The following is a 19,488-nucleotide window of genomic DNA, read 5'->3' on the forward strand; positions in this document are numbered from 1 at the left end:
AAAGCATTTCCTAATTCTTAACTCCTAATTTCTAATTCTCCTGTCTACTCGTCGGCAAATACGATGTCTGGCTCGAAGGAGAGCGCGAGACGGTCCTGAGTGCCTGGGCGCATGACCAATGGGCGGTCGCGCTGGAGGATTTGCAGGTAGTGTAAGTTCCCGTAGTAGGTGCGATACTTAGGATCGTCTGTGACGACTTCGAGTTCTTTCCATTCGGCTTGGAAGTCGTCTTTAATGACTTCGGTGCGATGCCCTTCATCTCCTAGTGTGAAGGCAGTCGCGACGCGGTAGCGACTGTGAGGGGCAGCGATGCCAAGAATGTAGCGCATTTTATCGAGTGTCACTTGCTGCTTCACGGTGAAGCAAAATTCGCATGTGATCTTACCCTTCAGGAAGGTCCATAGCACCTTGCAACTGCCGAGACCGTTAACGATTTCTTCATCTTTGGTGATGAGTTCCGGTTGATCGTATTTGAAATTGAGTGCATTGCGCAGTCCCATGCTGGTGGTGCAATTCTTCCCGTAAAAGGAGGGCACGATCACCTTGTCGCCAAAAGTCAGTTCTGGCTGCATGATGGGCAAATACATGTCCACGGGCCAGTCGAAAACCCCAGGGGAGTGCGGGAAGGCCAAGTAGTCGGAAGTGCCTTTGCCTAGCTTGCTGGAGCCCAGCAGAGGCAATTGCACTGCAAGTCCGGAATCGGGGTCTTGGTAAACAAAGAGACCTTGTTCCTTGCGGTGTGATTTGTCGAAGCTGACGTAGCGAGCTACTTTGCGAGCTGGCACTGGCGAGGCGGGGGCGGCACTGCCACCTGCAGAGCGTGCCAAGCGAGACCACTGGCAGAGGTAGCGAGCGGCGTCGAAGTTGGCCATACGTGTGGTATGGTAAGGCACTGTGCTGCGCTCTTCGTCGCGTATCACGAGATAGCCGTGTTCCTGGTCGAGGTAGGTGACGAAGAAATTCATGAAGAGACGGCGTACCGCATCGACGTAGAGGTCACGCTGATTGGCGGGAATCCAACCATCACGCAGTGCTTGTAGTGTGAGGCTGATGCAGTGCATCTGACCATAGGCACCGAGCGAGCGACCGTAGGCCCAGCCCACACCGTCTTGGCGAGCCAAGTCTGGAATGAGTTTTAGATATTTCTCCGAGTAAGAGCGCAAGCTTGGCAGCTTGCGTTCGCGCAGGTGCAAGTTTGCGTGAAGTTGCAGGGATTGGCGAATAAAGACGAAGCTCATGACACCGTAGATGTCGAATGCGCCGCCGAGACGGGCATCGTCGCCCGCCGCATCGTCGATGTAGCCAGTGGAAGACTTGCTGTCGATGCGCTCCAAGAAGCGGTCGATCAGGCGACCCGTTTCGTCTTTCTTAGACAGGCCTAGGCTGAAGCGAGTCACTGCTTTCGCAATGTTGAAAGCTTGGTAGTGGTTTTCGTAATCGCTGCGTTCGAGTAGAAGCTTGTCGAGTTGTTCGCGAGTGGGATCCATCAGGCGTTCCCAAACGGCGTTGCGATCTTTCGCGGGGCTGAAGGACAAGAGGCCCAGCGCTGCATAAGCGAGGCCGTTTTCCATTTCCTCCGGGGCAAAGGCCTGGGCGGTGACCGTGCGTGCTGCCAGGTCGACTAAATCGTAATCTCCGAGAGAGGTCTCATTGGTCGCGCGGTAATACTCGCCGATGGCAAGAGCTGCGTGTCCGGGCTCATCCAGACGGCTATTTTCGCCGGCTACAGGAGTGATCGTACCCTGTTCGGTGATTGATTCTAAATTATGTCCCAAAATGGATTGGGCCATGTCGAGGCATTGATCTGCAAAATTTTCCATTATCGAAAAGCGCGTCTTATGAGCGCATTAAAAAGGTCATGAAGCTTGCGCCATGGGAGCTTGTCAATAGCTTTCAGGCATTCAAATTTAGAGAAATTGCATATTCTGTGTGCTGTGTTTCCAAAATACCTCAAAAATGATGCCAACGATTGTGTTGGCATCATATTTATGAAGAAAGCGACAAGCATTCCGAAGGGAGAATGCGTCGACTTGATTAGCTGCCAGATAGGTGCCCAAGTGGCTGTGGGTGCACGGTTCCTTGCGCAGTTTTCTGAAGCGCCTGAATCTCAGATTCTACTGAGTCGACTGCTTCCTTAGTATCCAGGGCTTCGATTGTGATATTTGTGGTGCGCGACTCGCCTCCGGCTAAGCTGAGAACGCGGCCTTGCTCTCTTTCAAATCGGCGGGAGTTTGGATAATTGGTCGCGGGTTCGAGTCCGGTGACGTAGCCATCGGCGGTGCCTGCGGTGTTTTTCCACTGTGTGAAGCAGGGGAAGTCCTTGAGTGAGAAGCGCAGCAGGGAGGCTTGATCACCGGCGGCGTTGCGCAACATAGTAATTGTTTCCTGGTTGTCCGCCTGACCCGCTAGGTCATAGAGATAGGCTTGTTCGACGAAACCGATTTGAGGCGCGCCGTATTCGCCGAAAGTGTCGATGCCCTCGGTGGAGCGCGGGTCGCGCGGTGCGACTTGCTTGAAGGGGGCGACTAGGCGGGCGCCTTCTTCCAGGATGGGGGCTCCATAGTTTATGTGGTAGAGCATTTCGTGCTCTTGTGGGTTATTGCCTAGATTGGTCACTGTGTCGGTGATACGCATCGCGCCCGAGCCGAACTCGGTGCGGATCTCGGTGTTGAGTCGCAGGGCGGGGCCGAACATCATGGATTCGTCGACTTCACCACGAACGATAATTGCCTCGTCGGTGACTTCGATACTGACTGCGCGGGCGGGCACGTTAGCGATGTTGCCATGCAGTGTGAGTGGCACTTCGAACTCGTTGCCACTGTAGTCGAGCACGGTGTCCATGCCGGGGGCTCCCATGCTATTGAGACCACAGCGCACGAACCATTCGTTAAAGCCCTTGAGCCAGCCGAGACCTCCGCGATCCTGTAAATTGATAAACGCGGGGTTGACCGGATCTTTGACGGGGGAGTCCCAGCCGAGTGCGACCTCACCACATTGGCCCTTCCAGATGCCCATGCCGCGAGTGGGCAGGACGGCGAAGGAGAGTTTGCCGTTGTTGATCTCCACGACTTGGACGCCTTCTTGTAGGCCGCCGCGCAGAGTGTAGCTATTTACAGACCAGTTTGTGGGGCTTTCGCCTTTGAGTTGGACGGCTTTGAATCCTTCGGTTGATTGAGGGTCCAAGAGGGGTAGTTTATAAAGTGTCTTCATAATCGTTTCCTGTGTTTGGAGTTCCCTTATTTATCCGAGGCTTTTTCGATTTGTGCGATCAGCTCTTCCTTGGTCGGGCCCGTGGCGTGGGTGACGAAGAAGGCGGTGGCTGCATTGGCCATGACTAGGCGTTCCTTGAGTGGGAGGTCGCCGAGGGAGGCGCACATGTAGCCTCCGTTGAAGCTGTCGCCGGCTCCTGCGGAGCGGATGACTTTGGTTTGACGCTCTTGGATGGCATAGGCTTCGCCATCTTTCGCACTGGATGCGGCCGCAAATTCGGGCGTATGAACGACTAATTCGTCGAAGCCAATCTTCTCGCGGGCAAGTGTTAAAGTGGTCGCGATGGTTTCTGGCTTCAACTCGGGACGCTCGATGCCAATGCGTGAGCAGAGCTCTAGCACCTCGTGTTCATTGAGGCTAAAGGTCATGGGGATCTTGCTGTTGTATGGCTTGATCAGCTCCAGTGAATTTACGAAGGACTCACTGGATTTCTTTTTGATATCAGCGAAGTCGAAGAACATGCGGCGAGGCGGTGTGAGCGTCTCGTATTGCTTCATGAAGCCCTTGAAGAAGCCATCGAAATCAGCAGTCAACGACCAGTAGCCGAGGCCTAAGATGTCGACATCGGAGAACAGTTCTTTGAGCTGTGCTTCGGTGAAATATTCTTCGAAGTCCGCCCACGTGAGGTTGGAGACCGCTTCCAGGTTGCTCATCAATACCTTGCCGTCGCCAAATTCCAGGGCGATGGTGAGGGCGGGATCGCCGAGGGAGTAGATGTCGCAGATGTCCTCAAACTCGACAAAGGCCGGATCGATGCTGGCTTTGCCGTAAAGGCCCGGCAGGCGGGGCTTGAGTCCGAGGATGGCGGCGATGCGCCCGGAGTTGATACCGAAGCCACCTTCGCAGCGGCGTTTGGGCACGAGTTCGACGCCCACGCCACCGTCGGCGCGTTCGACCAGTAATTCGCCAAACATCTTGAGATTCGTCATTGCGCTATATTCGCTCTGACTTTTGCGCTCTTGGACGATCTCATAGGTCTCGTCGACGAATCCGTCGCAACCTAATAAAATGTTACCGCTGAGCTTGTTAATATAACCGACGTATTTTTCCATAACCGTATTCATAATTTGTATTTCTATATTGTGATATTATGTAGAACACGCCCCGGCGTGGGGAATGTTCGTGCTGCTTTGGTCGGTATAGAAAGTTGGTAGCTTTCTAGGAAAGTACGAGTGCGACTTGAATGCCAGGGCCGTGGACGCCTTCGATGAGGATGCCCTCGACGTCGGCCGTCTTGGAGGGGCCGGTCGCAAAGATGATCGAAGGGTCATCGCCGAAACGTTCGATGGCCGCCGGTATGTGTGGCACGATGTCGGCCTCGTCGATGACTGCGATGTGAATCCAGGGGGCGAGGGCGCCTAGGCGGGCCGAGGTATCGCCGTCTTTGAGCATGATGGTGCCGCTCTCGGCGATGCCTGCGCTACCTTTTGTGATGCCAAAGCTGTATTCGTTGATCTTGGATTCATCATATTCGGTATCGAAAGTAATGCCTTCGACGCCGTCGAGGAGGTGTGCCAGCGCGGGATCGCAGTAGCCGAAAGTGCTTTGCTCGGCTTTTAGAAACTCGGCCAGTGGCTCGACGGAGTCGTAAAAGCGACCACTGGCAAATGCGAGTTTGTCAGCAAACTGTGCCTTTAAACTATCGAACTGTCCGGAAGGTTTGCAGACCACTAGGGACTCTTCCCACTCAGGCTTTTCTGTGCGAGTGGGCAGGGGATCGAGGGCGGCGCGAATGGCGCTAAAGATTTTTTCTCTATCAGAACTCATGATGAAATTACTTTCTATTTTTGAACCATTTACGGAATTCGCCACCTTGGAATTTAGGCAACTTACGTGCGCCTTGCCAAGATTTAGCGGATGGGTGAGGCACTAATTCGGTGGGAATGTAGTTCATGGTGTGCCCCATGGAGAGTGCGGTTTTCCACATGGTAGGCTGTGAGCAAAGTGTGGCCCACATCGCGAGGTTTGGAGTGCCCTTCATGGCAACCTTCGCTCCTTCGCGCTTGGCCTTGTCGCGCAGGCGTAGCAATAGGTCCGGGATCGGAATATTGACCGGGCAGACTTCGTTACATGCGCCGCAGAGACTGGAGGCTTTGGGTAAGTCTGCGAGTTCCGGAAAGCGATTGCCTGCCAGTAGTGGACTCAGCACCGCACCGACGGGGCCCGGGTAGACGCTGCGGTAGGCGTGGCCACCGGACTGACGATAGATCGGGCAAACGTTGAGGCAGGCACCGCAACGGATGCAGCGGAGAATTTCGCGGCAGTCACTGGCCAGCACCTCGGTGCGACGATTGTCGACGAAGATAATGTGTGTTTGTTCGGGGCCGTGAGGTTGGTCCTTTGATTTGGGGCCCGCGATAAATTGATTATATACGGTGAGCTGTTGGCCGGTGCCGGAGCGACCGATTAAGTTTAAAAACAGGCCGAGGTCGCGGTCAGTGGGCACCAGTTTTTCGATGCCGATCACTGCGATGTGAATTTTGTTGGCCGCCATGCAGAAGCGCGCGTTGCCTTCGTTGGTGACGAGCACCACGCGGCCACTCTCTGCCGAAACAAAGTTACCACCTGTCAGGCCGACATCGGCATCGATGTATTTTTGGCGTAGGTGCTTGCGGGCGCGGCGGGTGATGGTTTCGGGGTCGTCGTTGTAGTCGCCGAGGCCTTCACGCTCGAAGCTCTTGGCGATGCCGCGACGGTTCTTGTGCACGATGGGCGTGACGATGTGCGAGGGGTGATCGTTATCGATCTGAAGAATGAACTCGCCCAAGTCTGTCTCGACGACTTCTTTGCCGTTCTCCTCAAGGTATTTGAGCATATGCGTCTCTTCAGTCAGCATGCTCTTCGACTTCACCACGCTCTTGGCGTTGTTCTCGTTCATGATGCTGAGCACCTTGGCGTTGACGGCGTCGTCATCGACTGCGAAGTGCACCGTGGCACCGTTGCGCTGGAAGGAGGCTTCCGCCTGTGCCAGATAGGTGTCGAGGTGTTCCAGCGTGTGTTGTTTGATCAGGCCGGCGGTCTCACGCAGCTTGTCAGGATCGTCGTAGTCGCGGTGCAGCGTTGCGTAGCGGCGCTCGGACTTGAGCTTGGCGCCCATGAAGTTGGAATCGTGAACTTCGGGGTCGAGGTCGCGTGCCGTGCGGTCGATTTGTTGTTGAGTCTTCATAGCTTAGATCTTGCCTGCGTTTTTGAGAGAGTCGCGGAGGATTTGGGCGACGTGCATACGTTTTTGCGGGTAACCTTGTTTTTCCATCATGCCGCCGAAGTGCATCATGCAGCCCATATCGGCCGCGGCAACGATGTCGGGCTTGCTGGCGGTGAGTTTCTCAATTTTGAGCGTGCCCATACTGTTGGAAATGTTGGGGAAACTGACCGCGAAGGTGCCGCCAAATCCGCAACATTGTTCCGTCTCGTCAATGGGTTCTACAGTGAGGCCTTCGATCGAGCCTAAGAGGCTGGCCATCGCTTCCGGGCTACGTGAGCCGCGTAGGTGACAGCTGCGGTGTACGGTGATCTTGGCGTCAAATTTGCCGGGCCATTCGGTGACGCCGAGGCCGAAGACGATAAAGTCCAGCAACTCCCAGGTGCGGTTGGCCAGTGCTTGGATTTCCGGCAGGTCGGCTTCTTTTTCGAAAGCCAATGGTGCGCCATGGAAGACCATGGCTGCGCAGGAGCCCGAGGGAGCGACGATCGGTTTATCACCCGCAAATACCTTGGCGGTGTGGCGCACGACTTTGCGGGAGCTGACCCAATCGCCGGAGTTGAAGGCAGGCTGTCCACAGCAGGTCTGCCCGTCGGGCAGTTCGATCTCGCAACCGAGAAACTCAAGTATTTCGACGGTGGCTTGGGCCACGTCGGCATAAAAGGCGTCACAGAGGCAAGTCGTCATCAATTGGATGGACTTGCCTGCCGGGCGATTGGGAGGTGTGTGGAGCATGCTCATGTTGAGGAGATATTGAACGATCGACGCTTAACTTTGAGTGTGAAAGTTGAGTGTGTTTCGTGGATGATTGATGTTGTTTGTTGAAATCGTGTGCGCGTGCGTAGCAGTCTAGCTGCTGAGCTGCGCGAAGCGTTCTTTCACCGCGTCCCAAGCTGCGGTGTCGGTGGGTTCATAGGTGGTGATCGGGAAGGAATTGGCGACGATCTTGCGTCCTTCGGCGAGTGTGGTGATTACGCCGTCGGCCATCATTTGGGCGATGATGTTGCCCAGGCCAGTGGCTTCGACCGGGCCGGCCAGCACCTTGGTGCCCAGGGCATTGGCGGTGAATTGATTTAAGAGTTTGTCCTGGCAACCTCCGCCGACGATGTGGAGGCAGTCGGGCGCTTCGTCGGTGTAGTTGGGCAGTTTTGCCCAGACCTCCGCGTAGCGCAGGGCGAGGCTTTCGTAAATGCAGCGGATCGTTTCGCCCGGAGTTTCAGGGACTTGTTGCTTGGTTTCGCGGCAGAAGTCCTGAATCTTTTCCGGCATGCGTCCCGCCTCTGTGAAGCGAGGATCGTCCGGGTCGACCAGCGAGCGGAAAGGTTCGACCTTTGAGGCGAGGCCCGCCATATCGGCATAGCTGTAGTCGTGGCCGTGATCGAGCCAGTAGCGACGGGATTCTTGAATCAGCCAAAGACCGCAAATGTTTTTCAAGAAGCGCACGCTGCCATTGACACCGATTTCGTTGGTGAAGGCATCTTGAAAGGATTGCTCCGAAATGATCGGTTTGGGTAGCTCCAGTCCCATCAGCGACCAAGTGCCGCTGCTAAGATAAGCTGGCGTCGCCTTTTGGCTGGGGACGGCGGCCACTGCGCTGGCAGTGTCATGACCACCGACTGTGATGACTTTGAGCTTTTTCAGGCCGGTATGTTGCTTCAGGCCGGGGCGTAGCTCACCGAGCGTGTCGCCCGCGTCGCTGATCTCCTTAAAGAGGCGCTTGGGCAAGCCGAGGCGTTCGATGAGTGAGTAGTCCCAGTTCTCAGTGTTGGGATTGTAGAGTTGCGAGGTGCTGGCGATGCTGCGCTCATGCGTTTTGTTGCCTGTGAGCCAGTAGCCGAGCAAGTCGGGAGTGAATAGTATGTCCTCGGCCGCTGCGAGGGCGGGACTGTTTCGCTCTACTTCGGAGAGTAATTGAAAGGCCGAGTTGAAGGCCATGAATTGGATGCCGGTGGCTTCGTAGACTTCTTTTTTAGGAATAATGGAAAAAGCTTTGTCCATCATGCCGTCGGTGCGGGGGTCTCGATATTGGAAGGGCAGGCCCAGCAGGTGGCCGTCTTTGTCCAGCAGTGAGTAGTCGACGCCCCAGGTGTCGATGCCGACACTGATGGGTTGCTTACCATACTTTTTGGCGGCTGCCTTGAGCCCGTCTAGTATATCTAAATAAATTCCGGTTAGGTTCCAGTGGCGGCCGTCGGGGAGTTCCAGCGGGCGGTTCTCGAAGCGGTTCAATTCGTGGAGTTCGATGCGCTGGCCGTCGAATTCTCCGGCGAGGACGCGTCCGCTGCCACCGCCGAGGTCGACAGCGAGGTAGATCTTTTTCTCTGACATGTGTATGGTAGTTATGGTTGGGCAATCGTTACGGTGCAACCTTCTGCTCGTAGGTCTTGTACGAATTCAGTGGGGGCACCGTCGTCGGTTATGATTTCGGTAATGTCGCGTAAGTTTGCGAAGAAGTATTCGGAGTTCTTGTTTAGCTTTGTGGAGTCAACCAGTAGGACGACTTGTTGAGCAATCTGTATGAGTGTCTCTTTGAAGACCGCTTGCTGTTCGAAGCCTTCGGAGGGGCCTCGATGCCGATCGAGGCCGATGCAGGAGACAAAGGCGCAGTTGATGTTGTGTCGACGTAGCATGTTATAACTGTCGCCACTGATAAAGGTTTGTGTCTTCGGGTGGTAGTTGCCTCCGGTTGAAATGAGATCGACCTGTTCCATGCTGACTAATTGGTCGATGACTGCATAGGCGTTGGTCAGAACACGGTAAGGGAGGTCGGGGAGCATTGTGACCAGTGCAAAGCTAGTCGTGCTGCTGTCGAAAGCATAGGTTTGGCCGGGTTGAATTCGCTCCAGTGCGGCCCTTGCGATAGCTTCCTTTTTCTCGACCTGTAGTAAGTGGCGCTCTGTGAAGGATTGGAGCTTGGGGCGTCCGTTCAGACTGCTGGCGCCTCCATGGATGCGACTTAATTGTTGGTTTTCAGCTAGTGTTTGCAGATCGCGACGTATTGTTTCGTCGGTGACTTGAAATTCTTCAGCCAGATCGATGGTACGTACGGTGCCACGTTCTTCTAGGAGCGTGAGTATTTGCTGTTGGCGTTCTGGGGCTAGCATGCCCATTAATTTTTGATTTATTTGGGAAAACGCAAGAAATATGTTGACTTATGTGGGTAAAAAGTGGATTTCTTTCGTTAATTCCAACTTTATAAAGATATTTCTATGAGTCAATCACCCCTAAATCGTGCTCAAGTGGAGCAATTAGTGCGTCAAAGCCTCTCTCGTTTTGTAGGTCAAGGTAGTTCGCAGCAGAAGCAAGGTCCCAATCCGTTGGTCGTTAATATTAGTGCACGCCACTGTCACTTGTCGCAGGAGTCTGTAGAGGTCCTGTTCGGTAAGGGGCATAAGTTGACGCCAATGAAGGATTTGTATATGGACGGGCAGTATGCGGCTCAGGAGTCGGTGACAATGATCGGTCCTCGCAGTCGTGTGATTTCTAATCTGCGGATCTTAGGGCCTTGCCGTGATTTTGATCAGGTGGAGCTTGCTTATACGGATGCAGTTTCATTGGGCTTTAAGATTCCAATTCGCAACTCGGGCGACATCGCAGGCACGCCAGGTTGCATGTTGATGGGACCTGCTGGCTTTCTTGAGATGAAAGAGGGTGTCATTCGTGCTGCACCGCACGTGCACATGGCACCGGAAGATGCCGAGTATTATGGCGTCGAGAATAAGTCTTTCATGAAGTTACGCGTCGGCGGTGAGCTCGGTGTGACTTTTGATCGGATTTTTGTCCGGGTGGACCCTTCCTTTAAATTGGAAGTTCACATCGACACTGACGAGGGCAATGCCTGTGGCTTTACCCAAGATACACCCTGCGAGCTCATCAAGTAGTCGCCTTTTAATTATCCTAATTTTTTATTCTTCGCTTTCAGGCGTTTAATTCAAACACAATACACAACCAACCCACACATATTATGAGTGAATCCATCGGATTAGTAGAAACAAAAGGTCTTACCGGCTCCATCGAAGCCAGTGATGCTATGGCTAAGGCAGCTTCGGTTAGCCTTGTGAAGCAAATCTCCATCGGAGGCGGTTTTTTGACCGTTCTCGTTAAAGGAGATGTTGGCAGCGTGAAAGCAGCTGTTGAAGCGGGAGCCGAAGCGGCAAACCGCGTTGGCGAACTCGTCGCCTCCCACGTGATCGCGCGTCCGCACGATGACTTGATGAAATACTTTGAAGCTTAACCCTTAAAATCGGGAGATAAAATATTATGGCAAAACAAGCAATTGGAATGATCGAATGTAAAGGGCTCGTGAGCCTTATGGAAGCATGCGATGCCGCACTTAAATCAGCTGACGTCACTATGACTGGCTACGAAAAAATTGGTTCTGGCCTGGTTACTGGCTTTTTCACGGGTGATGTGGCTGCTGTAAAAGCTGCCGTTGAAGCCGGTGCAGATGCTGCTGGTAGCATTGGTGAAGTGGTCGCTGTGCAAGTGATCCCTCGTCCACACGACGACCTTAGCAAACTCGGCAACTGGATCGCCTAAGCGAGCTCGTTCGGTTTATCAGTGTTTCGGTTTTCAGTTCTCCAATTTATTTACGGGGAACTGGTAAACTGAAAACTATTTAACTCAAAAGATATGAAGATTCTCATCGCAAACCTTGGTTCCACTTCATTCAAGTATCGTCTATTCGATATGGATGATAGTAACGCTGCGCAACTTGCCAGTGGTGGCTACGAACGCGTCACCGACTATACAAACTGCATCGAAGATATGCTGGAAACTTTAGTCGGGGAGGGACATCTTCAATCAGGTGAGGAAATCGATGCCGTTGGTTTTAAAACCGTACTAGGCAAAGACCTCAGTGGTTGTGTAACAGCGGATGCGCGCGTCCTTGAAGCCCTCGAAGGTTTCAAGGAGGTCGCACCCGCCCACAATCCTGCATACGCAACGGGGATCCGTTGCTTCGCAGAAAAATTACCTACGGTCCCACGGGTCGCGCTCTTTGAGACGGCCTTTTATCAATGGATGACGCCAGCCGCATACAACTATGCGATTCCGCAGGCTTGGCGCGATTTGGGCATCCGTCGCTATGGCTTTCACGGTGCCAGCCACAAATTCGTAGCGGAACGCTCGGCGGAAATGCTAGGCAACGAAGTGGTCGCCGAACGCGTGCGTCAGCTCTATGTTGACGGCCCTGGTGAATATGAAGGCGCTCCCTTGCGCGTGCTCTCTTGCCACCTTGGCGGTAGTAGCTCCGTAACTGGGATTCAGAATGGCGTCGCCATCGGAGCTAGCATGGGCTTTAGCCCACAAGGCGGCTTGCCTCAGAATAATCGTGTCGGCGATCTGGATTCGATGGCCATCCCTTACGTTTGTAAGATGTTGGGCATCTCCGTCGAAGAAGCGGAACGTCAACTCAATAAAGAAAGTGGTTTGCTCGGGCTCTCCGGTGTGAGCAATGACGCTCGCGATATCTGCGAAGCGATTGAAGCGGGGAACGAGAATGCACAACTTGCGATCGACGTCTTGATCGATAGCATCCGCCATTGGGCAGGTTCTTTCTTCTTCAAAATGGGCGGTGCTGAAGCGATCGTATTTACCGCAGGTATCGGTGAGAATGATGCGGACCTGCGTGCATCGGTTTGTGCGGGGCTTGAAGACCTTGGCGTGCAGATCGATCCGCTTGCCAATGCAAAAGCAATACGTGGTGCCGAGGGCATTATTAGCAGCCCGGATTCAAAAATTAAAGTGCTTGTGATTCCTGCCAACGAAGAACTCGTCATCGCACGGGAAGTCTTCCGCAAAGTAAAAGCCAGCTAACTTTATTACCTAACTTTTTATCAATCTAAATTCAGACAATTAACATCAACCCACAAAAATATTATGGCAAAACAAGCAATTGGAATTCTCGAAACTAAAGGACTCATCGGTCTCGTTCAAGGCACAGACGCTATGCTCAAGTCAGCAAACGTTGAACTCGCTGGCCCTATGAAGGGTGTCGGTAGCGCACTGGTCAGTGCCGTCGTCACTGGCGATGTCGCTGCTGTAAACGCTGCGATCGAAGCAGGCGCCGAAGCGGCTGGCCGTTACGGCGAAGTCGTGAGCGCACACGTGATCGCTCGTCCTCACGAAGATGTTGAAAACGTCGTGCCTGCTCTTAAGTCCGCTCCTAAGCGCGCTGCTAAGTAAACTCCGATGTACCTCGGAAAAGTCATAGGATCCGTCGTATCGACGAAAAAGGATGAGTCCATGCGGGGGCGTAAGCTCCTCATGGTTCGCCCCATGCTGGTCGATCCGGAAGATCCCTCTAAATTCAAGCCCGGTAGCAATACCATCATCGCGATCGATACGCTCGGTGCTGGTGAAGGAGAGCTCGTCATGTTTGCACAAGGCAGTTCGGCTCGTCAGGCAGAGGGTTTGAAGCAACTCCCCGTCGATGCTGCCATCGTCGGACTGATCGATACGGTCAGCATCGGAGGTAAGAAGACTTACGAAGCCAAGAACAGTTAATTAATAGAAAGAATTTTATATGAGTCAGTTGAATGAAGCCGCGATACGCGATGTGGTGAGTGAAGTGCTCGCACAGCTCCAGTCCAAAGGGTCGTTTGGGATGCCGACGATCCAGTACGCCCCGGTAAGCATGGTGTCTTTGATGATGCCGATCAAGCCGTCACCGCTGCACGCAGTGGCTTCGAGCAGCTACAGAAAAAGGGTTGGGCTGCACGCACCCAGATCGTCAATATCGTTAAGAAAATGTGTGTCGATAACGCGGAGCGTTGGGGCGACATTGAGTATAACGAAACCAAGATCGGACGTCGCGCACACAAGCCTTTGAAGTTGCAAGGTGTCCAGAATGTGCTGGGACCTGAGTTCCTGGTGCCACAAGGCATGAGCGGTGATTTTGGTATCACAATGGATGAAGCCGCTCCTTGGGGCGTGATCGTGGGGGTGACTCCACTGACACACTCCGTGCCGACCATTGCGGGCAACATCATCAATATGGTGGCTGCGGGGAACTCTGTTGTCTTCAATCCTCACCCGGGGGGCGCTGCAGTGGCTGCATTGGCAGTCAATGAAATCAACGAGGCGATTAAGGCAGAAACAGGGATCACTAATCTGGTCTGCACCATTGAGAAGCCCACTCTCGATTCTTTCAATGCACTGTGTTCGCATGAGGATGTTGACTTACTCTGCATCACCGGTGGCCCCGGTGTGGTGGATGCGGCCATGAAAACTGGCAAACGCGCGATTTGTGCAGGTCCAGGTAATCCTCCGGTAGTGGTCGACGATTGCAGCGCACTTGATTTCGATCGTGTCGCTCGTGACATCATCACTGGTGGTGGTTTCGACAACAATCTGCTCTGCATCGCGGAGAAGCAAATTATCGCGGTGGCAGATTCTTACCAAAAGACTCTGGATGCGATGGTTCGTCAAGGTGCCGTTCTACTCACTGCACAGCAACTCGAAGCTATCAAAAAAGAAGTCTTCGACTTCAAGGATGGTGTAGGCTGTGGCAGTGCGGTTCTCAATCGTAAGTGGGTGGGTGCAAACCCTGATGCGCTCGCTCGCATCGCTGGCCTCAACATCGATTCCAGCGTTGAAATGCTGATTGCGGAAACAGATGCCAACGATCCATTTGTTCAAGAAGAGCAAATGATGCCATTACTTCCGATTGTTCGCGCCAATGACTTCAGCCAAGCGCTGAGCATCGCGAAGCAATCCGAGCACGGTGATAAGCACTCTGCAATGATCCACTCCATGAATGTCGAGCGTTTGACGCAGATGGGGCAGGAAATGGATACCACGATCTACGTGAAGAATGGTCCTTGTGTGGCCGGCCTCGGTATGGGTGGTGAAGGCTTTATTAGCTACTCCATTGCGACGACTACAGGTGAGGGGATTACGACACCACGCACCTTCACGCGCTATCGCCGCTGCACTCTGGTCAATAACCTAAACATCGTTCGATAGAGGTTTTTTATCCTCATTCTGATTTCCTAATTCTTAATTATTGTAATGATACTCGCCCGCGTAGATGGCCATGCTGTAGTCAGCATCGGTCACCCCAGCCTCAAGGCTCAGAAGATCGTGCTTTGCACGCCGATTGATGAGCATGGGGCGGACGCGGGATCGCCGTTTGCCGCACTCGATCCGATCGGAGCCGGGCAGCATACCCGAGTTTTCATTACCACCGATGGTTCGTGGACGCAAAATTCTGTTCACGATGACACTTCACCCATACGCAACCAAGTCATGGGCTTGGTCGACGACGCAGAATGAAAGTAGGTAAAGTCATCGGTAATGTGACACTTAGTCATGCGGACTCTGGTCTACGTGGCGGGCGTTATCTTGTGGTGATGCCGCAGGGAGCTAAAGAGTTGACGGGGCAGAATCCAAGTGGGCTTTCCGATGCTTGGGCACTGGTTGCTTACGATAACCTAGGAGCCGGAGTGGGGGACGACATCCTTTACGTCGAAGGTGCCGAAGCCATGCAGCCCTTCGAGCATCGCACTCCTCTGGACGCAATCAGCGTCGCACTTCTCGATACCTATCGTTATGAGCCGCCTCAGAGCGTCACATAACGGTTCATCACTTTCCTGTTCATTCGTTCCCAGTTGAAATCAGTGACTCCACCGAAAACCAATTCACTTTAACAATATTTAACACAAACCCGACCAGCTGAACACTGGTCAACCCACCAATATTATGAGCAAACTCTACACCGCAAAAGATCTCGAAAAAATGATCAAGCAAGGTCAGTGCCTCAGCACTGTTCCAGAAAATGCAAAGCTCACGCCCATGGCGCGCGACATCCTTCGTAAGAATAAGGTCAAACCGGGAGCCACCGCCGCAGCGCCTGCTGCAGCACCCGCTGCCTCCGCTTCAGGTGCGCCTCGTATCCACAATCCAGAGTTGCCGGATGCCGAGGACAATTGGAAGCCAGGCGGCGACCCCAAGACTGCAGCGGAGCTTGAAAAGTTTTTCTACTCGCCCGAGATTCAAGCGATCAAGGAGCGCATGTGTGGCATTGGTAAGCGCATTTGGAGTAAGGGCTATGTCGATGGCAACGGTGGTAACATCACTGTTCGCGTAGGCGACAACATGGTGCTTTGCACACCAACTCTGATCTCTAAAGGCTTCATGACTGCGGATGATATCTGCATGGTCGACCTCGATGGAAATCAAATTGCCGGCACACGTCCACGCACATCTGAGGTCAACACACACCTCGCGATTATGAAAGCGGAGCCTAAGGCAAAGTCTTGCGTGCATGCGCACCCAGTTTATGGCACTGCATTTGCGGTGGCAGGTGTCGTGCCTCCAGCTTGCTTGATTCCTGAGCCAGAAGTTTTCTTAGGTGTGATCGGTCTCGCTAGCTACCAAACTCCAGGCTCTCCAGAGAATGCTCGCGAAGTGGGCGCACTCGCCAAGAAGCACCAGTCTATTCTGATGCAGAACCATGGTGTGATCTGCTGGGGTAAAGATGTGGAAGATGCATACTGGAAGATGGAAAACACCGACGCTTTCTGTCAGACTGTTGCCGTCACTATGCAGATTGGTGGTCCTAAGCAATACGGTCCCGACAAGCTGAAGGAACTGATCGAGATTCGCAAAAAGCTCGGCATGCCTGATTCTCGCCTGGAAGAATTGAAAGAGTGTGAGCTCTGTGATGCGGGTGAAATCACCGTGCATACTCAGCCTCAGCCCTCTGCCTGCGCCTGTAATTTAGGCAGCGCTCCGACCGCAAATGCAGACGAAGCTTTGGTCCAGAAGATCACTGATATGATCATGCAAAAGCTCAGTTAGTTGACTTCGGTTTTTTGTTCTTTGTTTGCAGGTATTCAGATCCTTTATCAGCGATGGCTAGGTCGAGAAATATTGCAGGCATACAGAAAACCAATTAACTGAAAAATTGTTAACCTAAACCGTAAAAATAATTCTTCTTATGAAATCAAAAGCACCTATTCGTGTTGCCGTTACTGGCGCGGCTGGTAATATCGGCTACGCACTTCTCTTCCGCATTGCATCGGGGCAAATGTTTGGTCCGGATCAACCAGTTGCGCTGAACTTGATCGAAATCGAACCCGGAATGGCTGCACTTAAAGGTGTTGCGATGGAATTGGATGATTGTGCATTTCCTTTGTTGACCGAAATTGTGCAGACCTCCGACCTCGCGGTAGGTTTCAAAGATGTCGATTGGGCGCTGCTAGTCGGCTCCGTCCCGCGTAAGCAGGGCATGGAACGTGCCGATCTACTTGGCATCAATGGCAAGGTATTTGTCGGTCAGGGCAAAGCGATCAACGACAACGCAAAGCCAAGCGTGCGTGTGGTCGTGGTTGGTAACCCTTGTAACACTAACTGCCTGATTGCGATGAAGAGTGCGCCGGACATTCCAAATAATCAGTTCTTTGCAATGACTCGATTGGACGAGAATCGTGCCAAGACGCAATTGGCACAAAAGGCGGGCGTGTCGGTTAAGGAAGTTTCTGAGCTTTGTGTTTGGGGCAATCATAGCCCCACAATGTTCCCCGACTTTTATAACGCCAAGATCGGTCGTCTCAAAGCCACTGATGTCATCACTGATGCGGCTTGGTTGAAAGACACTTTTGTGCCAGTCGTCGGACAGCGAGGTAAAGCGATCATTGAAGCACGCGGTGCATCGTCGGCCGCTTCGGCTGCGAATGCAGTGGTGGATACTGTGCGTGATTTGTGCACCCCCACCCGTGGCGATTTCCACAGTGTCTGCGTGATTTCCAATGGTGAATATGGTACGCCTGCAGGTCTGATTACATCGATGCCCATCAAAGTCGATGCCATCGGTAAGTGGCGCGTTGTCGAAGGCATTAAATTGACTGATTATGCGAAGGAGAAGATTGCCGCTTCCAATCAAGAGCTACTGGATGAGCGTGAGATGGCCTTTGGTCAACTTGGTCTCAGCATCTAGCGGCTTCGTGCATATAATTTGATACCAGGCACCTTTAATCAGGTGCCTGTTTTGTTTCCACCTGAATATTCAGTGTATATCAACTGAGCTAGCATAACTTTTTTTGTATGAATGTAAGTAAAGAGCAAATTGACCGCATTGTGCGTGATGTCATCGCAGGTGTCGGCGCGCAGAATAAAGCAACACAAGCCCCACAGGCTGCAGCGGTTACATCGAGTTCCGCGGCTAAGACTGCCCGTGCTGCAGTGTTGGTTGAGCCGCGCAAATTTGAGATTAAGGAATTTCCGATCCGTGAGATCGGTGAGGATGAGATCTTGGTCAAAGTCGAAGCATGTGGAGTATGTGGCACCGATGTTCACTGCTATAAGTCAGACCCCTTTGGTCTCACACCCAACGTGCTCGGGCACGAAGGCACCGGAGAAGTTGTCAAGGTCGGTAGCGCCATCAAGATGGACAGTGTCGGCAAGGCCGTGAAGCCTGGCGATAAGATCGTGACCAGTCTGCTGGAAACCTCTCCCGATTGCTTGGTGGCCAAATATAATCCTGCCAAAGCCAACTTGAGTGATGATCTTAAAGTCTATGGTTTGCTACTCGATGAGCCCGATAATCATTTGAACGGCTATTTTGCTGAGTATATGATCATACGTCCCGGCTCTTCCTTCTTCGTGGTCAATGATATGAGCGTTGACCTACGTTGCCTGATTGAGCCTGCTGCCGTTGTATGTCACGCCCTCGAGCGTGCCAAGAGCTGTGGCAATAATCCTTTGAACTTCCGTACTCGCGTTGTCGTGCAAGGCTGTGGACCTATCGGATTACTGATGATTGCTGTGCTGCGAACACACGGCGTGAACAATATCATCGCACTTGATGGAAATCCCGATCGCCTCGAAATCGCTCGCAGCATGGGAGCCGATGAAGTGATCAACTATAAGGAGTATTCAGGCATCGACGAGATCGCAGAGAAGGTGAAGGGGCTAACCAAGGGACTCGGTGCACACTGGGGCTTCCAAGTCACTGGCGTGCCTGCCGCGCATGCGAATCTCTATAAGTTGATTCGTCGTGGTGGTGGTATCTGCGAGGTCGGTCACTTTGTGGATGGTGGCGAGTGTGCGATTAACCCGCACCGAGATATCTGTGCTAAAGAGATCTCACTGGTCGGTAGCTGGGTGTATAACAGTTTTGAATATCCCAACGCCTATCACTTCCTGCAACGTGCCGAGCGTATTGGACTGCCGGTTTCCTCATTGATCACCCATAAGTTCCCACTCGATCAAATCGATGAGGCGATCCAAGTGAACCTGCGCCAAGAAGGCATCAAGGTGGTAGTCGAAGCGAAGTAATTCTAGCAATTATTTCGGGCGTTCCATTTCGAACAAACGATCTGTTTGGCAGTACCAACTTGGGGAGGCCATGCGCCCGATTGGTTGGTAAGCGTCGACGTCGATGCGTTTCGTATTGGTGTCAATCATGCCTTCGCGCACATGCACGCGCTGGACAATACCCAGCACCACACGGTTGGAACCAATTTCAATCGTGCTGTGCTGACGGCATTCCAACGCAGCAGGTGCTTCGCGTATCCAAGGCACGGAGACACTTTCGCCCGCGACTAGACTTAACCCAAGTGTGTCCAGTTCACTTTGGCCATAAGGTAAAGAGGCCGCAGTAGCATTCATTGCGGCGGCCACCGCTTGGTCCACTAAGTGGATAATAAATTCGCCATTTTCTCGGATATTACGGGCTGTATCCTTAGGTACCCCCGCAGCACGGTCTCCCGGTGCAAAGGCAACCAGCGGAGGATTGGAACCAAATACATTAAAAAAGCTAAAGGGGGCTGCGTTGACCACACCTTCTGCATTCAGAGTGGTCACCCACGCAATCGGGCGCGGAGTGACCAGACTGGATAAAATTTTGTAGGCGTCTGCGGAATCTTTATTGATTAAATCAAAGGTCATTTCGTGGTCTTACAAGTTATAGAACCATTTGACCAGCCAGATCAGCCGTTTTCCGTGGTTCGCGTATCGATTAAGCTGTATAGTTTCGGAGGAAAAGCGTTTTTCGATATACATCGTTGAAA

The 19,488-nt window shown here is 52.9% G+C and carries 20 protein-coding genes and 1 pseudogene; 12 read left to right on the plus strand and 9 right to left on the minus strand.

Annotated elements, in window-relative coordinates:
• Nucleotides 1-44 precede the first annotated feature (44 nt).
• The 8 genes from SH580_RS20930 to SH580_RS20965 form a co-directional block, all read right to left on the minus strand.
• A complete protein-coding gene (locus tag SH580_RS20930) occupies nucleotides 45-1,820 on the minus strand; it encodes a hypothetical protein (RefSeq protein WP_319832755.1) in 1,776 nt (591 codons plus the stop codon).
• 214 nt (nucleotides 1,821-2,034) lie between these two features.
• Nucleotides 2,035-3,210: an aldose 1-epimerase family protein gene (locus SH580_RS20935; protein ID WP_319832756.1), complete on the minus strand. Its 1,176-nt coding sequence runs from the start codon at nucleotides 3,208-3,210 to the stop codon at nucleotides 2,035-2,037.
• 26 nt (nucleotides 3,211-3,236) lie between these two features.
• Nucleotides 3,237-4,334: a PfkB family carbohydrate kinase gene (locus SH580_RS20940; RefSeq protein ID WP_319832757.1), complete on the minus strand. Its 1,098-nt coding sequence runs from the start codon at nucleotides 4,332-4,334 to the stop codon at nucleotides 3,237-3,239.
• A 94-nt stretch (nucleotides 4,335-4,428) separates the two neighbouring features.
• The gene (locus tag SH580_RS20945; RefSeq protein ID WP_319832758.1) at nucleotides 4,429-5,037 is read right to left on the minus strand and encodes a LutC/YkgG family protein; all 609 of its coding nucleotides are present in this window, start codon (nucleotides 5,035-5,037) and stop codon (nucleotides 4,429-4,431) included.
• Nucleotides 5,038-5,044: 7 nt separating this feature from the next.
• Nucleotides 5,045-6,436 carry a lactate utilization protein B gene (locus SH580_RS20950; protein ID WP_319832759.1) on the minus strand — a complete coding sequence of 464 codons (1,392 nt, stop codon included), beginning with the start codon at nucleotides 6,434-6,436 and terminating at the stop codon, nucleotides 5,045-5,047.
• 3 nt (nucleotides 6,437-6,439) lie between these two features.
• On the minus strand, nucleotides 6,440-7,213 hold the full coding sequence (locus SH580_RS20955; RefSeq protein WP_319832760.1) for a (Fe-S)-binding protein: 774 nt from the start codon (nucleotides 7,211-7,213) through the stop codon (nucleotides 6,440-6,442).
• Nucleotides 7,214-7,321: 108 nt separating this feature from the next.
• Nucleotides 7,322-8,800, minus strand: coding sequence for a rhamnulokinase (locus tag SH580_RS20960; protein ID WP_319832761.1), 1,479 nt, complete (start codon nucleotides 8,798-8,800; stop codon nucleotides 7,322-7,324).
• Nucleotides 8,801-8,811: 11 nt separating this feature from the next.
• Nucleotides 8,812-9,576: a DeoR/GlpR family DNA-binding transcription regulator gene (locus SH580_RS20965; protein WP_319832762.1), complete on the minus strand. Its 765-nt coding sequence runs from the start codon at nucleotides 9,574-9,576 to the stop codon at nucleotides 8,812-8,814.
• A gap of 105 nt (nucleotides 9,577-9,681) precedes the next feature.
• Here SH580_RS20965 and pduL point away from each other — a divergent pair, with 105 nt between their 5' ends.
• From pduL to SH580_RS21025, 12 genes and pseudogenes are all read left to right on the plus strand, one after another.
• Nucleotides 9,682-10,353, plus strand: a complete 672-nt coding sequence (gene pduL / locus SH580_RS20970; RefSeq protein WP_319832763.1) for a phosphate propanoyltransferase — start codon at nucleotides 9,682-9,684, stop codon at nucleotides 10,351-10,353.
• Nucleotides 10,354-10,436: 83 nt separating this feature from the next.
• A complete protein-coding gene (locus SH580_RS20975; protein WP_308985030.1) occupies nucleotides 10,437-10,706 on the plus strand; it encodes a BMC domain-containing protein in 270 nt (89 codons plus the stop codon).
• Between the two features lie 26 nt (nucleotides 10,707-10,732).
• The gene (locus SH580_RS20980; protein ID WP_308985031.1) at nucleotides 10,733-11,011 is read left to right on the plus strand and encodes a BMC domain-containing protein; all 279 of its coding nucleotides are present in this window, start codon (nucleotides 10,733-10,735) and stop codon (nucleotides 11,009-11,011) included.
• A gap of 93 nt (nucleotides 11,012-11,104) precedes the next feature.
• The gene (locus SH580_RS20985) at nucleotides 11,105-12,289 is read left to right on the plus strand and encodes an acetate/propionate family kinase (protein WP_319832764.1); all 1,185 of its coding nucleotides are present in this window, start codon (nucleotides 11,105-11,107) and stop codon (nucleotides 12,287-12,289) included.
• A 63-nt stretch (nucleotides 12,290-12,352) separates the two neighbouring features.
• Entirely contained in the window at nucleotides 12,353-12,658 is a 306-nt protein-coding gene (locus SH580_RS20990; protein ID WP_308950880.1) for a BMC domain-containing protein, read from the plus strand.
• Between the two features lie 6 nt (nucleotides 12,659-12,664).
• A complete protein-coding gene (locus SH580_RS20995) occupies nucleotides 12,665-12,979 on the plus strand; it encodes a EutN/CcmL family microcompartment protein (protein WP_319832765.1) in 315 nt (104 codons plus the stop codon).
• 171 nt (nucleotides 12,980-13,150) lie between these two features.
• Nucleotides 13,151-14,440: pseudogene (locus SH580_RS21000) on the plus strand (aldehyde dehydrogenase); the annotation flags it as partial.
• 45 nt (nucleotides 14,441-14,485) lie between these two features.
• A complete protein-coding gene (locus tag SH580_RS21005; protein WP_319832766.1) occupies nucleotides 14,486-14,749 on the plus strand; it encodes a EutN/CcmL family microcompartment protein in 264 nt (87 codons plus the stop codon).
• A complete protein-coding gene (locus SH580_RS21010; protein WP_319832767.1) occupies nucleotides 14,746-15,051 on the plus strand; it encodes a EutN/CcmL family microcompartment protein in 306 nt (101 codons plus the stop codon). The genes SH580_RS21005 and SH580_RS21010 overlap by 4 nt, the downstream gene beginning before the upstream one ends.
• 124 nt (nucleotides 15,052-15,175) lie before the next feature.
• Nucleotides 15,176-16,276: a class II aldolase/adducin family protein gene (locus SH580_RS21015; RefSeq protein ID WP_319832768.1), complete on the plus strand. Its 1,101-nt coding sequence runs from the start codon at nucleotides 15,176-15,178 to the stop codon at nucleotides 16,274-16,276.
• A gap of 139 nt (nucleotides 16,277-16,415) precedes the next feature.
• A complete protein-coding gene (locus SH580_RS21020; protein WP_319832769.1) occupies nucleotides 16,416-17,414 on the plus strand; it encodes a malate dehydrogenase in 999 nt (332 codons plus the stop codon).
• A gap of 107 nt (nucleotides 17,415-17,521) precedes the next feature.
• A complete protein-coding gene (locus SH580_RS21025) occupies nucleotides 17,522-18,754 on the plus strand; it encodes a zinc-dependent alcohol dehydrogenase (RefSeq protein ID WP_319832770.1) in 1,233 nt (410 codons plus the stop codon).
• Between the two features lie 9 nt (nucleotides 18,755-18,763).
• On the opposite strand, the gene SH580_RS21030 is transcribed toward SH580_RS21025, so the two are convergent.
• Nucleotides 18,764-19,366, minus strand: a complete 603-nt coding sequence (locus SH580_RS21030) for a flavin reductase family protein (protein WP_319832771.1) — start codon at nucleotides 19,364-19,366, stop codon at nucleotides 18,764-18,766.
• Nucleotides 19,367-19,488 lie beyond the last annotated feature (122 nt).

It is taken from the genome of Coraliomargarita algicola, assembly GCF_033878955.1.
Taxonomy (GTDB): Bacteria; Verrucomicrobiota; Verrucomicrobiia; order Opitutales; family Coraliomargaritaceae; genus Thalassobacterium; species Thalassobacterium algicola.

Coding starts and splice junctions, on each gene's coding strand:
- SH580_RS20930 (WP_319832755.1), bottom strand. CDS start 1,820: ATGGAAAATTTTGCAGATCAATGCCTCGACATGGCCCAATCCATTTTG.
- SH580_RS20935 (WP_319832756.1), bottom strand. CDS start 3,210: ATGAAGACACTTTATAAACTACCCCTCTTGGACCCTCAATCAACCGAA.
- SH580_RS20940 (WP_319832757.1), bottom strand. CDS start 4,334: ATGAATACGGTTATGGAAAAATACGTCGGTTATATTAACAAGCTCAGC.
- SH580_RS20945 (WP_319832758.1), bottom strand. CDS start 5,037: ATGAGTTCTGATAGAGAAAAAATCTTTAGCGCCATTCGCGCCGCCCTC.
- SH580_RS20950 (WP_319832759.1), bottom strand. CDS start 6,436: ATGAAGACTCAACAACAAATCGACCGCACGGCACGCGACCTCGACCCC.
- SH580_RS20955 (WP_319832760.1), bottom strand. CDS start 7,213: ATGAGCATGCTCCACACACCTCCCAATCGCCCGGCAGGCAAGTCCATC.
- SH580_RS20960 (WP_319832761.1), bottom strand. CDS start 8,800: ATGTCAGAGAAAAAGATCTACCTCGCTGTCGACCTCGGCGGTGGCAGC.
- SH580_RS20965 (WP_319832762.1), bottom strand. CDS start 9,576: ATGCTAGCCCCAGAACGCCAACAGCAAATACTCACGCTCCTAGAAGAA.
- pduL (WP_319832763.1), top strand. CDS start 9,682: ATGAGTCAATCACCCCTAAATCGTGCTCAAGTGGAGCAATTAGTGCGT.
- SH580_RS20975 (WP_308985030.1), top strand. CDS start 10,437: ATGAGTGAATCCATCGGATTAGTAGAAACAAAAGGTCTTACCGGCTCC.
- SH580_RS20980 (WP_308985031.1), top strand. CDS start 10,733: ATGGCAAAACAAGCAATTGGAATGATCGAATGTAAAGGGCTCGTGAGC.
- SH580_RS20985 (WP_319832764.1), top strand. CDS start 11,105: ATGAAGATTCTCATCGCAAACCTTGGTTCCACTTCATTCAAGTATCGT.
- SH580_RS20990 (WP_308950880.1), top strand. CDS start 12,353: ATGGCAAAACAAGCAATTGGAATTCTCGAAACTAAAGGACTCATCGGT.
- SH580_RS20995 (WP_319832765.1), top strand. CDS start 12,665: ATGTACCTCGGAAAAGTCATAGGATCCGTCGTATCGACGAAAAAGGAT.
- SH580_RS21005 (WP_319832766.1), top strand. CDS start 14,486: ATGATACTCGCCCGCGTAGATGGCCATGCTGTAGTCAGCATCGGTCAC.
- SH580_RS21010 (WP_319832767.1), top strand. CDS start 14,746: ATGAAAGTAGGTAAAGTCATCGGTAATGTGACACTTAGTCATGCGGAC.
- SH580_RS21015 (WP_319832768.1), top strand. CDS start 15,176: ATGAGCAAACTCTACACCGCAAAAGATCTCGAAAAAATGATCAAGCAA.
- SH580_RS21020 (WP_319832769.1), top strand. CDS start 16,416: ATGAAATCAAAAGCACCTATTCGTGTTGCCGTTACTGGCGCGGCTGGT.
- SH580_RS21025 (WP_319832770.1), top strand. CDS start 17,522: ATGAATGTAAGTAAAGAGCAAATTGACCGCATTGTGCGTGATGTCATC.
- SH580_RS21030 (WP_319832771.1), bottom strand. CDS start 19,366: ATGACCTTTGATTTAATCAATAAAGATTCCGCAGACGCCTACAAAATT.